This window comes from Dyadobacter sp. BE31 (assembly GCF_031457695.1).
Lineage (GTDB): Bacteria > Bacteroidota > Bacteroidia > Cytophagales > Spirosomataceae > Dyadobacter.
The window spans coordinates 18,196-30,722 of the sequence record NZ_JAVDXA010000001.1; the positions used below are offsets into that span (position 1 = coordinate 18,196).

General features: G+C 48.2%; 13 protein-coding genes. 6 read left to right on the forward strand and 7 right to left on the reverse strand.

The window, feature by feature from the left end:
* Positions 1-45: 45 nt before the first annotated feature.
* The 3 genes from J2Y43_RS00095 to J2Y43_RS00105 are packed head-to-tail and all read left to right on the forward strand — an operon-like array spanning position 46 to position 2,076.
* Entirely contained in the window at positions 46-705 is a 660-nt protein-coding gene (locus tag J2Y43_RS00095; RefSeq protein WP_309981826.1) for a plasmid mobilization protein, read from the forward strand.
* The gene (locus tag J2Y43_RS00100) at positions 702-1,547 is read left to right on the forward strand and encodes a relaxase/mobilization nuclease domain-containing protein (RefSeq protein ID WP_309981825.1); all 846 of its coding nucleotides are present in this window, start codon (positions 702-704) and stop codon (positions 1,545-1,547) included. The genes J2Y43_RS00095 and J2Y43_RS00100 overlap by 4 nt, the downstream gene beginning before the upstream one ends.
* A gap of 55 nt (positions 1,548-1,602) precedes the next feature.
* Positions 1,603-2,076 carry a hypothetical protein gene (locus tag J2Y43_RS00105; protein ID WP_309981824.1) on the forward strand — a complete coding sequence of 158 codons (474 nt, stop codon included), beginning with the start codon at positions 1,603-1,605 and terminating at the stop codon, positions 2,074-2,076.
* A gap of 162 nt (positions 2,077-2,238) precedes the next feature.
* Here J2Y43_RS00105 and J2Y43_RS00110 read toward each other — a convergent pair whose 3' ends face one another.
* Together J2Y43_RS00110 and J2Y43_RS00115 are read right to left on the reverse strand one after the other, a co-directional pair.
* Entirely contained in the window at positions 2,239-3,330 is a 1,092-nt protein-coding gene (locus J2Y43_RS00110) for a hypothetical protein (RefSeq protein ID WP_309981823.1), read from the reverse strand.
* A gap of 3 nt (positions 3,331-3,333) precedes the next feature.
* On the reverse strand, positions 3,334-4,125 hold the full coding sequence (locus J2Y43_RS00115) for a sigma-70 family RNA polymerase sigma factor (protein ID WP_309981822.1): 792 nt from the start codon (positions 4,123-4,125) through the stop codon (positions 3,334-3,336).
* A 115-nt stretch (positions 4,126-4,240) separates the two neighbouring features.
* Here J2Y43_RS00115 and J2Y43_RS00120 point away from each other — a divergent pair, with 115 nt between their 5' ends.
* The 3 genes from J2Y43_RS00120 to J2Y43_RS00130 all read left to right on the forward strand — a co-directional run bounded on the left by J2Y43_RS00120 (position 4,241) and on the right by J2Y43_RS00130 (position 6,775).
* A complete protein-coding gene (locus J2Y43_RS00120) occupies positions 4,241-4,477 on the forward strand; it encodes a helix-turn-helix transcriptional regulator (protein WP_309981821.1) in 237 nt (78 codons plus the stop codon).
* Positions 4,478-4,883: 406 nt separating this feature from the next.
* Positions 4,884-5,441, forward strand: a complete 558-nt coding sequence (locus J2Y43_RS00125) for an antirestriction protein ArdA (protein ID WP_309981820.1) — start codon at positions 4,884-4,886, stop codon at positions 5,439-5,441.
* A 464-nt stretch (positions 5,442-5,905) separates the two neighbouring features.
* Positions 5,906-6,775 carry an AraC family transcriptional regulator gene (locus J2Y43_RS00130; RefSeq protein WP_106596580.1) on the forward strand — a complete coding sequence of 290 codons (870 nt, stop codon included), beginning with the start codon at positions 5,906-5,908 and terminating at the stop codon, positions 6,773-6,775.
* A 40-nt stretch (positions 6,776-6,815) separates the two neighbouring features.
* Here the strand turns inward: J2Y43_RS00130 and J2Y43_RS00135 are convergent, their stop codons facing one another.
* Genes J2Y43_RS00135 through J2Y43_RS00155 form a run of 5 tightly spaced genes read right to left on the reverse strand, consistent with a single transcriptional unit; the run spans position 6,816 to position 12,524 of the window.
* Complete coding sequence (locus J2Y43_RS00135) at positions 6,816-8,180, reverse strand: hypothetical protein (RefSeq protein ID WP_309981819.1); 1,365 nt, start codon at positions 8,178-8,180, stop codon at positions 6,816-6,818.
* Positions 8,181-8,234: 54 nt separating this feature from the next.
* Positions 8,235-9,320, reverse strand: a complete 1,086-nt coding sequence (locus J2Y43_RS00140) for a membrane dipeptidase (protein ID WP_309981818.1) — start codon at positions 9,318-9,320, stop codon at positions 8,235-8,237.
* A gap of 6 nt (positions 9,321-9,326) precedes the next feature.
* On the reverse strand, positions 9,327-10,202 hold the full coding sequence (locus tag J2Y43_RS00145) for a 3-hydroxyacyl-CoA dehydrogenase family protein (protein WP_229211009.1): 876 nt from the start codon (positions 10,200-10,202) through the stop codon (positions 9,327-9,329).
* A 43-nt stretch (positions 10,203-10,245) separates the two neighbouring features.
* Positions 10,246-11,544, reverse strand: coding sequence for an aspartate aminotransferase family protein (locus tag J2Y43_RS00150; protein WP_309981817.1), 1,299 nt, complete (start codon positions 11,542-11,544; stop codon positions 10,246-10,248).
* Entirely contained in the window at positions 11,541-12,524 is a 984-nt protein-coding gene (locus tag J2Y43_RS00155) for a 3-hydroxyacyl-CoA dehydrogenase family protein (protein ID WP_309981816.1), read from the reverse strand. Before J2Y43_RS00155 ends, J2Y43_RS00150 begins: the two co-directional genes overlap by 4 nt.
* Positions 12,525-12,527 lie beyond the last annotated feature (3 nt).

The following is a 12,527-nucleotide window of genomic DNA, read 5'->3' on the forward strand; positions in this document are numbered from 1 at the left end:
ACCCCTGCTATTCGCCTCCGGCTCATAGCCATTATTATAAGACATATGCAAAATCAGAAAACGAAAGGCAGACCGCCCAAGGAAAAGGGCACTACCAAAAGAGAACACTTTTCAGTCTGGGTGAGCGATAATCAGAAAAGGCAGATTAATGAGCTCATAGAAAAAAGCGGGCTTTCCGCTAGTCAGTATTTCTTGACATTAGCGCTGGATGTCCCTTTTAAAAAGCCGCAGAAAAGATCGCTCCCAAAACCGGTCACTGACACCGTCCGGATTCTGGAACAGCTCTCGGGAATCCTGTCTCTGGCAGTTCTCAAGACCAAAGATCAGCAGATGCTTTCCGCCCAATGGCAACAGAGCAGTCAGCGTGTCCGGCTGCTTGCTGAGCTCATCACCTTGTGGGTATTTGAATCCTTTGAGATCCGTAGCATAAAGCAGACACTTGGTAGCCTGCGTTCATGGTTAAATGAGCTGACTAATTTTCTGTCCTTGTTTCCTGACGAGCTTGAAAGCAAGCAGCAACTTATTGAAGAGTGCCGGTTGAACGCCCGGGTTACAAGTGACCTGCTCGATAAGTATCAGGCCTATTACCAGGCCCCACTATCAGAATTGGAACCGGCCTGGAAAGTAGTGAAGGCTGACGCCAGCGCTGTCCATCACGAGATTGAAAGTGCTCTTAATACGTTAATTAAAAAGATGAAGGTATGATTGGGAAAGCAAGTTTAGGCAGTAGCGCTAAAAGGCTTATCGAGTACTGCTACTACGACAAAGAGGTTTCGGCGAAAATGCAAAGAAAGCTGGATACGGAAGAAGTTCGTGGAGAACTGGTCTACATACAGAACCTGGGAATTAAAATACAGCCAGATGGAAAACTAGACCTGGATTACCTGATCAAACAATTTGAGGATAACCACTCGCGAAATACGCGGCTGACCAAATACATCTGGCATCAATCATTTAGTTTCGCGCCAGGTGAAAGACCTAGCGACGAGACCATCACCAGCATCACTACTGAGTTTGCCAAGGAGTTCGGGTTTGAAGAGAACCAAATGCTCGTCTTCAAGCATGAGGACACCCGTAATCTGCACTTTCACATCGTTTTAAACCGACTTAACCACAACGGGAAAAATACGGCCGACCACTTTAAGAACTACGCCCGGATCGGGACTTTCTCTCGCAAAATGGAGCATGAATTGGGATTAGTTCAAGCACCTGATATGCGCATCAACCAGCGAAGGAAACAGGAACTATCGGTAACCGACCATGCACATTTGAAGCTGAGACAGACGATTGATAAGCTCTTGGATAACGTAGAATCTATTGATGAGCTTAAAAAGGGACTCGTAAATGCGGGATATAAATCTTACATCGGACGCGGCATTGCATTCTTTAATATGCAGAAGAAAATTAAGATCAAGGGCTCTGATTTGGGCCGAGAATATTCCTTTTCATCCCTTGAAAAGCGGTTGGCTCAAAATTTAGAGATTGACTTTAAAAAGGAGCTAAAACCGGATCTCAAAAAACAGAAAAAACGCGGTTTGGGTTTATAGATGCAGGTTTTCGCAAAGAATAGCCTATTTTAGCCAAAAATAACCCATTACACCCATGAAATTGAAAGCAATTAAATTCTTTTCCCCGGAGGAAAACGTCTCCAAAACCAAAGTAGTCGAAAAGGCTGCACCGCTTCCGACAGGTTACATATCTAATTCCGGCAAGCTTGTTTTCCCGGCATCCGCACTACGTGACCTGGGAATTGATCCCGAATCTACCCAATTCAAAATTGGAACCCAGGAAGGAAAGCGAAAAATTAAATCCGTATATCTTGTTCCAGCAGCAAGTTCCGATCAAACTTTTTCCTTTGAGAAAAGTGGCAGAGGCCATGTAATTCCATTAGCCGTTATTCTGAAAAAAGGTAACGTCAACTTCGAAAGCGAAAAGCTGATCTTTAAGATTTCTACCTTTGATTTTGATCAAACTACCAAAGGCTATGAGCTCGTGATCGAAACCGAAGCGCCCAAACCTGAATATACCGGAAAGCCTCGTGGCAGAAAGCCTAAGGCCGCGGTTGATGCAGAATAGAGCTACATAAAAATGCAGGTAACCGGTCGTGGTTACCTGCTTAGTATCGGGTCACGTTTGCTTACCATTAATTAAGCTAACCCAGTTGTATGTGCCTCTGGGCACTTAATGAAACCACCAGTGGTTTCATCCTGCGGCTGTACAAGCAGCCTCTGTGAAAATTCATTCTACCAGCACAGCAATCCCAACCTTCTCGGCTTTTCGCTCTATCTTTTGTTTCAGGCCGTAATAACCCCAGTTCCGGAAAAGGAACGGGTCTTCCTTTGCCTGCTGCTCCTTCTCTGTCTGGTCTACGAGCAGCAGAGTCGCTGCTTTATTTTTAAGGCATATATCAATTAACCTCTTACTGTATACGTGCTGCTTTTGCGAGACATACCGCTTCTCTGATTGTATCAGCTGATCGATGCACGTTTTCCTGAGCTGCCTTCGGCTACTTTGGTTCATAAAGGCCATTGACTTTCTCTTCCGCCGGATGGCCGCTTGGATCGCAAGTCTCTTGTAGAGATACTCGTCTTTGGTTCCGATCGTATAGCGTTTGTTGCCGACTGAAACGATGATCGGGTAATCAAGCGACAAACTCGCCTCAGCAATGATGTCCTGATCAAGCTGTTGCTCCTGCCGTTCTGTCTGAAAAACGGCGAGCATGAAAACCTTTCCTTTGGCAAGGACCAGCGAGCTGGTGCAAAGCTTGACCTGACCAGCGAGTAGCCTTTGAAGCATTTCTCGCTTGTCATGACCTGTTTTTCCCAAGTATGTCCTGAACCGAAAATCGAATAACGAAAAGTGAAACACTGCCCCTTCTTTGCTGCTTCTTAGCTTTTTGACATCGGTTCCTTTGAACGGGATCGGGATTTCTTTTCTGAAACTGGGTAAGGCGCTTTCGCCGCTGGCCAGCGCCTTGCTCATCTTGTTGAAACTGGCAACCAGATTACCGTTCAGCGCGCTCATAACGTGCATCGGGATACTGCCCTTATAGCTTTGCGCAAGCACTTGATAGCTGGTGTTCATTCTCGATGTTGACAGGATTCCGTATTCGTCCTTTTTGATGTCAGAAAGCCTGGCCCTTACACCTTCGGTCAAATAAAGCATCTCCCTGAGTTGCTCCTGGACGTAATGATGCGTATAGATCTGGTTGGCGGCTTTGAAGCAGATGTAGCGCCATTGGTAGAGCGTATCGATAATCTTGTTCTTCTGATCGATGTCGTCCGAATCGATCAAAAGCCGGATCTTACGGGTAGTGAAAAGCTTTTCCATAACCTAACGCCCATTTTGCTTCCAATGATTTTTTACAAGCTGATATGCTTTGATATAGTACTGTTGTACCTGGGTTTGCGGATAGCCTAGTATTGAGGCGATATCGGCGAAGGACTTCTTCTGATCTTGTCTGAGTGCAAACACCGCTGCCTGCTCACTGCTCAGGATGTGATCGTAGGGATAGGATTGTTTCACTTGCAATACGGGAACAGTTGCCTTCGGCGCTACGATCTTTTTAAGATCCTCCACGGCTTTTTGGATTTCGCTGGTTACGCGCAGTGTATTTGCCCCTATTCTTTTCGCTACCTCCCGTGGGCTGTGCCCATCTTGGAAATGAAGGCTGGCTATCAATTGGCGCTCTTTGGGAAGAAAAGAAATAGCCTTCGAAATTTCATTCCACCTTTTCCCTTCGGCGCCGTCCGCGAAGTAGCTGTCCAAATCTGGCTTTTCGCCCAGAAAAGGTTCTAAATGGTCTATTTCGGTCATTTTCCGGTAAATCTGGTATGCCGGTTTTTGCACTTGCTTTAACACCTGCCAACGAAGGTTGAGGCGAATAAACCGGTATGCGTGAGGGAGGCTTTCAATCTTATCGCGGTGTGCCCAAACTTTAAGATAACATTCGTGTAGAATGCAGCTTACTAGGAACTCGTCATTGACCAAACCTCTACCAATATACAGCAGGCTATCATAAGTCCGCTTATAAAAATAATTAAGCGCACGCTCATCACCGCTGCGAAAAAGCAGCAGGTATTGCTCGTTACGAGCGGACGTTCGGGAGAGTTCATGAAGTGCCATGACTAGACATTTTATAGCCCAACAGTTACAAATATAGGCAAATCATTAGAATTGTGAGTTATAACCCACTTTATTTTTTCGCATTTGCCCCCACCTTTCGCAAAATGCATGACAGGTGAAAGATCGCTATTCGAAGGAAATCATCCGATTTGGGGAACGCGTCAGAGAAATTCGGCTTTATCGCAACATGATACAGCTTGATCTAGGCGAAGCTATCGGTATGGAAAGGAGCGAAATCAGCAAAATTGAAAACGGGAAGAAGAATGTAGAATTCAACACAATGGTCCGCTTGGCAGAAGCGCTCGCAGTCGAGCTAAGTGATTTTTTCACCCCCGTCTTCAAACCTCTTTAATGATTAATTCGACACCTGGGAGGCAGCCAATCAAAACAATTGGACGTAGCTTGAAGGCAACCGGCGCAAAGTCCGTTTTGAGGCTATAATCGTTTACATCCATGCCTCCGCATGCTCCTTAATTCCCTTACGCGGATTTCCATACTAGGTCTTGTACTACCTCGATAAGCTGGAATCTAATTAACGTGTTCAGTGCAAACGAAAATTACAAAGCAAAAAATAACGGTTGCAAGCCTGCACTCCGTTATCCGGCTTTTTAGCTGATCGCTCGGCAGCCAGCCGCACCCTAAACCGCCGGAAAGGCTTGCAACCAAGGGACAAGCCCCGTCATTTTTTCTTTGATCGATAGGCAGCGATTGCCCTGAGCACAGAGCCGGGGCCAAAGCAACTTAAATGCCTTTCAATCATGAGAAATCTTGAAAGTACTCCTAAAATCTATGTGGGAACCTACAGCCAGTACAACAATAGGTCACTGTTTGGTAAGTGGTTTGACCTGACGGACTTCGCTGACTTCAAAGAATTCCTGCAAGACTGCTACGAATTTCATCGAAATGAACTGGACCCGGAGTTGATGTTCCAGGACTGGGAGAACATCCCGGATTTTTTGATATCAGAATGCAGCCTACATAAAGAGGCATTTACATATTTCGAGGCCATCGGTGAAATGGATCATGAGACTGCCGAAGCATTCGAGATTTACTGCAAACAGACTAACTATTGGCCATCCAACGGGTACGAATTAGATGACCAACTTGATGGATTCCGGGAAAGCTACCGAGGATTCTTCGGCGGTTCAGGGAAAGATGCTACACTTGAATACACCTACCAATACATCGAAGAGACAGGACTACTTTCAGGCGTACCATCCGCGCTCGAAAAATATTTTGACTACGAAGCTTTCGCGAAAGACCTGTTCTTAGATGGATGCAGCGAATATGAAGGTCATGTTTTCGTAGACTACTAATAGTTTTTTCAATGGAGTAACCGTCACTGACTGTTATTCCATCGATTATTAGACTTACATTACGGTAAATGGGCAATTAGTTGTTTTCTGTTTGCAAATCGCGAACAAAAAACCAGCTTTGAAGTATGACATCACATAATGGCATGAGCCCCCAGGGCGTGATCGTCCTCTGACAGATTGTTTTGTGGGAAAACAGATCTTCGCAATATCGGGATACCGATTGAATCCGCATGAGTGTTGAGAATATATCCCCGCTGAGTAGTCCCGAGATCATCAGCGGGTGTTTGCTGCGCACAGCTTAAATAATCACACTAATTACCTGGAAGAATCCGCCCCGTAGATTCCAAACCACCGCCAGAACCAGCTCACCTGCTATTTTTATCGTTATTTCTGATACTATCTTTCACAAACTGGCGCTGATTGAAATTTTGTATTAGTTTACATAGGCACTAAAACCCTGGACTATGAAAGCTGTTGAATTCCATCTGCCTCAGGATGTCGATAAATCCTTCATTGTGTTTCGCGAAAAAGGCGATTTCTTTCCCGCGCCCTGGCACTACCACGCGCATTTTGAATTTGTATTGGTCAATAAGAGTACAGGTAAAAGGATGGTTGGTGACCATATCGGCTATTTTGAAGAGGATGACCTCGTTTTCATGGGTTCGCTGCTGCCACACGTATGGGTGAATGATCCTGTTTACCTGGAACGAAAAGCGAAAGAGCAAGCCGATGCACTGGTGATCCACTTTACCGACGATTTTCTGGGGGAAGATTTTATGAATATTCCGGAAATCGATAATTTGAGAAAAGTCCTCGCCCTGGCCGACCGCGGCCTTGCATTACGCGGTGATACGCGTACCCGGATCAACAAACTGATCCGTGAAATGCCCCCAATGAGTGGGTTACAGCGACTGTCCAACCTTTTCCTGATATTCGATATCATGTCGACCACGTCGGAATATGATCTTTTGGCTAGCCCGCGCTTCGTTCAAAACTTCCATTACGATTCCTCCGACCGCTTCAAAAAAATCACCGGCTATATCATGCAAAACTTTGACAAGGATATTAGTCTCAGTGAAATCGCCGCCGTAAGTAGCATGGGCGTCACTGCATTTTGTAATTTTTTTAAGGAACAGTTCCGGGTTACGTTTGTAGAATACCTTACTACGGTCCGGATTGGTCACGCCTGCAAATTACTGTCACAAAATGACCGGAACGTGGTGGAAGTAGCTTATGAATGCGGCTTTAATAACCTGGCGAATTTCAACCGGCAATTCAAAAAACTGAAATGCATGACGCCGAGCGATTACCGCAAAACGCTGGCAATCCGATAAAGTCGTGTGGTTTCGCTGGTAGTACTACTGAAATATAGTATTAGCGGCGGGCATCGGCGAGGCTTTTCGCCAATACCAGCAGCTTTTCACGAATCGTATCTTCCGCTCCCGGCATAAGGCAGCTGTAACGGCAGCGCCAGGTTTCGTATCCTCCCTTGACGATTTCCTCCGCCGGAGGCACATAACCTACGTTCCCATTGGCCATGCTGATCGTGAAATAATGCGCTGCCACGGAATTTTCTTTGAGGTACAGTCCCGTTTCCGAAAAAAACTCTCCTGCCAGTCCACCTATCATTCCATCGCCTATCCTGATCACCTGCACAGGACATTCGCGCCGGTCGGGCATTTCATTGAGCAATATCTGCTCTCTCGCATATATCTGCTTCAACCCTTCCTGATCCGGTTCAATGGTTTCAAAACGCGCGCCGGCCAGGAGCCCGGCTGCTGTTTCAAGTTCGCGGGAACTGGGTTTGGCAACGGGAATAGACACATTCTCCAAAGTCGCATCCAGCAATACATCCGATTTCCATTCCAATGTATCCACACTCTGAAAAACCCGGCTCGCCAGATCAGAACCTATCAATTTGCTTTTTGCAAAATGCGCCTTGGGATACCGCTCGGGGTACATAAAATCCCAGATATTAACATCTCCGCTGGTACCGTTGCTCATCATTCCGACAAACTCCGGCCCTGCCCGGAGTTTGTCGCCGAGTGTCCTGGCAAATACCCCAAAATAGTCTGCTGAAATCGTCCCATTTTCCCAATCGCCCACATAATGCAGCGAATAATTTGCCAGTAAGCCAATCCAACGACCGTCCGTACCCCGTACTGCCAGGTAACCCAGCTCCGGATCGGTAGGTGCAATACTTCTGAAAATGCTGCTCTCTGCGCCAAATGGATTGGTCTTAATCAGATCATCCCCGCCCGAAACCGGGTTGAACGGGCGGTAATCTGTCTGCATTTCGTATCTCCTGCAAAGCAAATGCTCCGGAGCCTGTACACTTCCGAATGCCAGCTGTGCAGGGCGGAGATTTTGGATAGCCAACCGGACGGATTCGACAATCAGCCCCGGCAACTTCTGCGCATAAGCTGGGTCAACGCTGCCGAGATGCACATCCGCTACCGAACCCGCCGCGTGCGTGTGCGTACTCGAAATCAGGATGTGGGAAGCCGGAATGCCTGTTATCCGGGCTATATCCGCTTTAACAGGATCGAGAAACTCTCTCGGCATTACGCAAATATCCACCACCACCAAAGCAACGACGGTATCGTCGCATTTCAGGACGAGCGCTTTGGAATACAGATCATCATGAATGTAAGTCGCATAATGCGTGATAAAATCCCCATTAATGCGGGTCCCCAGCGGAGGGGTAGTTTTAACTTGTGCAGCTCCGGATTGTAGCATGGGTTTGATTGGATTGGGCGTCTCGTTCATTCACTCATTCTCTCATTCAATCATTCAATCATCCTTCCACGCCTCCCTCAAGAATCTGAGCCAGTTTCCGCTGAAGATGTTGTCGATATCTGTCTCCGAGTAGCCTCTTCTTTCGAGAATGGATTCGTACTTCTGTAAGTCCGCAATCGAATTAAGGTCCCAGGGTGATTGCTCTGTGCCGAAAATGCCGTCGAGATCGCTCCCTATGGCAATATGATGACTATTTCCCGCCAGCTGGCAAATGTGATCCCAGTGATCAACCAGATGTTCCAGCCGGATATCCAGTTGCCAGGGGTCGGAAACCATATCGATAAAACGGATGTCCATGGCCCAGCAATCGAGCATACCGCCAATCACAGCGCCCCGCTCAATCAACCTTTTAATCTGATGGTCGGCAAGTTGCCGCTGGTTGGGCACAATTTTGCGGACGTTATGGTGGCTCGACCAGATAGGTCCGTCGTAACAATCCAGTGCCTGCTCGAAGCCTTCGTCTGTCAGATGCGTGGTATCCAGGATCATATTCAGCCGGGACATTTCACGCATTAACTCAAACCCCGCCGGCGTCACCGGCCCCTGCATCTTTGTCCCCGGAGCATACCTCCCGGGGCCGAAATGCGACAGGCCAACTGCCCGCAGGCCGTCGTCATAAGCTCTCTGCAAATAAGAAATATCTACCAGGGAATCGGCCCCTTCGAGACTTAAAATATAGCCGACAGGCTTCAATTCCGCCGCCGTTGACTGATCATTCCAAAGCGCCAGGTGTGCATTTAATCCCGTCAGGTTCCTGATCTGGACCATTTCGCCAATCGCCTCCATTTCCCGGTACCAGGCCAGCTGCGCCTGCGTCATCGCCCAGGCTTGCTGAGGCGAATTCCAGCCTGCCAGCGCACTTCCCTGCGGGGTGTAACGCGCCAACTGGGTTGCTACTACCAGACCAATATTGCCCTTTCTAAGCTCCGGTAAACAAACGGTCCCTTTGCCGCGGTCATTTTTGTCCGACATGTGCATCTCGCGCTGCCGTATTTCAGCCAGTGGCCGGGTCAAGTCCCGGTTCCATTCAATGGCATTCATAGACAAATCCAGGTGGGCGTCGAAAATCAGTCTGCTCATCGTTTTTTACCGAAAATTAAATCCGTTACGAACTTCCGCTACCTCTTCCGTGCTGTAATTAAAAGGATATTTCTCAATCAGTTCCCTTACCTGAACGCTGAATTTCCGATGCAATTCCTGCCATTTTTCCATTTCTCCGGCCGCATACGCGTAAAAACCTGCTCCACTGCTCATTCCGGATTTCCGTTCCGACAACATTTGCCTGAAAAAGTCGGGGATTCGCGTGCAGTTGGAAAGCTCCGGATTGAGGTCTTTCATAACCATTCCATAAGCATAAGTCCCCATCAGGTCCATGTAACGCAAATTCCCCGCAAACGGCAGATAATATCCGGCATCATTCCGGCATGCGCGGTCGATATCTTCTACTGTGGCGAAACCATTTTCAACCAGATAAAAAGCCTCCCGGATCAGCGCGCCCATCAGTCGCATACGAACACCGGCGTTCCCTTTGATAATATACGGATCCTTATTCCACCACTTCTCAGCGGTCTGGCTAATTTGCCCGGCTATACCTTCATCGGTTACCTGATTCGTGATAATTTCAAGAAAAAAGGTGGTATCGGCCGGCTCCACCCAGTTCAGCCCGATGATCCGCCTGGGAAATGCCGCGTTTTCCTGCAACAGGTCCAGCCCGATAGTTTCCGTATTGATTGCAATGATCGTATTTCCGCCCAGCTTGTCTTCCAATACCCTCAGTTGCTGCTTTTTAACAGCCAGGTCTTCTTCCGTGACTAATATTGCAAGTGCAAACGGTTCTCCTGCCTGATGCCAGGTCAGCTCAGAAATGTCTCTCTCCGCTGTAAAAACAAGCCCCGATTGTTGCAGGCAAGTTGCGATGCCGCTCGCGAGCATATGATCACCTACCAGCAATACAGGTTCCAATTGTTGTCCCCCTTTTGTCATTTTTCCAGCTTAATACTTCTTGTCAAATATTTTTGAGAACTTTCTCCGCGGTAGCGACAGCCCGATCAATATCTTCATCCTTGTGCACCGCACTGATGTACCACAAGCCCCGACCGATCACCCGGATGCCCTCGTCGTGCATACCTGCGATGAATCTGCCCAGTTTGGCCTTATCTGCCATGAGCGTGTCGCGATAATCGGCAGTTTTTTTCAGGCTTGTGAAACTGATCGCAAACATCGGCCCAGGGCCTTCCACCAGCATGGCGTGACCAGTTGCGGCGGCGGCGGACCTCAGCCCTTCCATGAGTTTGCGGCCCAGCCGGATCATATTCTCGTGCGGCTGTTCATTTTCCAAAACCTCTATGGTAGCCAGCGCCGCGGCTACGGTCGGGTTATTGGCATTCATCGTGCCGGCATGTATCACTTTCGCCTGCTCAATCAGTTGCATCCATTCGTATTTACCAACAATTGCGCTGATCGCGTAACCACTGGCGATGGCCTTGGCGAAAATCGACAGATCGGGAGTCACACCGAAGTACGTTTGTGCGCCTCCCAGGGATATCCGGAAGCCAGTGATCACTTCGTCGAATATGAGCGCAATATTGTTTTCTGTGCAAATATCCCTCAACCCCTGCAGGAAACCCGGGATAGGCTCAATACATCCATTATTACACATAATCGGCTCTGTGATGATCGCCGCGATTTCGGCAGCCCGCTCAGCCACGATTTTACGTACCAGGCTGAGGTCGTTCCAGGGTAAAATGATAAAGTCATTTTCTACCCCCTCGGGCAGGCCCTGCGTCCAGGGGAATACATGCGGCTTTTCACGGCTGCCCAGTGCTTCCGGCGAAGGTGCGGAAATACCCCAGCATACATTATCCATCCAGCCATGGTAATGCCCTTCGAAGCGAAGGAATTTATTTTTCCCGGTTTTTGCCCGCGCGACGCGGAAAGCTGTCTGCACTGCCTCAGAACCGTCCAGACAAAAACGCATCAGCTCGGCAGAAGGAATGAGTTCATTGAGTTTTTCGGCCAATTCTATTTCTTTCAAATGCTGGCCCGCAAACAATTGCCCCGTTTCGGAATATTCTCCGACCGCCTTCAAAACCTCCGGGTGAGAATGCCCGAGGATCAGCGGTCCCTGGCTAAGAGTAAAATCAAGGTATTCATTCCCGTCGACATCGTAGATCCTGCTTCCTTTCCCGTGCGTATAAAACAGCGCATGCGGATGGTTGTATTTTCTGAATTCAGAAGAAACTCCGCTGGCAAGTACTTTCCTGGCCCTTTCCAGCAAGGCGGCGGATTTTGAGTAAGTTTTCATAATTTGTATAAATGCCCTTTCACCTGCTCTTCCGAATACTTGGCAGCCAGGCTATGTATTTCAAGATTAAACCGAGTAAATGCCTCGTCCCACTGCTTGCCCTCACCGGGCCCATAGGGGTACAGTCCCCTGTCATTGTGTATGCCCCGGGCTGTTTCAGCCACCATTACCTGCATCATTTCCGGCACGCCGGCCGCGTTACTCAGCTGCGGGAAAATATTATCCAGGGCAGCAGCGTAATCTTTCAGCCCCAGATAATCCATTCTCCTGAAAACGCCCATTAAAGTCATCCATGAGCCTGCATCGTAGCGAAATACCTTGTCAAGATCCTCCCGGGTTGCATTCCCGCTTTCCATCTGATAGAATATTTCACGATACACCGCATACATCAGCCGGTTCGTAATAAAGCCGCGTATATCTTTTTTCAAAAGGGTGGGTTCCTTGCCCCATTGGTGAGCCAATGTAAATATGCGCTCGGCGAAAACTGGCATGGTCAGCTTACCACAGGTGATTTCCAGAAAACGCGTCATAAACGCTGGTTCGGCCCAGTGAATACCCAGAAAGCGGCCCGGATTGGACACATAAGGTTGCAGCTCGCTAATGGGCAGCGCAGAAGTGTTACTGCCGATGATGCACTCGGCGCTGACTACGTCGGTGATTTTCCTGTAAACCTCCGATTTGACGGCCAGCTTTTCGACTACACATTCGATTACAACCTGGCAGTCTGCCAGTACTGCATAATCCTGAGATATTTCGAGTCTCGCTTTCAGATCTTCATCCGAATCTGTCAGCGCTGCTTGCTGGCAATAATGAAGTTGGGTATAGATCCTTTCATGTACATTTTCTGCGTCGGAAGCAATCGGAGCGATCGCCTTTACCGGGTGTCCGGAAATCAGCAGCGCAGCGACTATGCTGCTACCCATCAATCCCAGGCCCACCACTCCCACCGGTATTGCCGCAACATTCGATTGTTCATCCATACT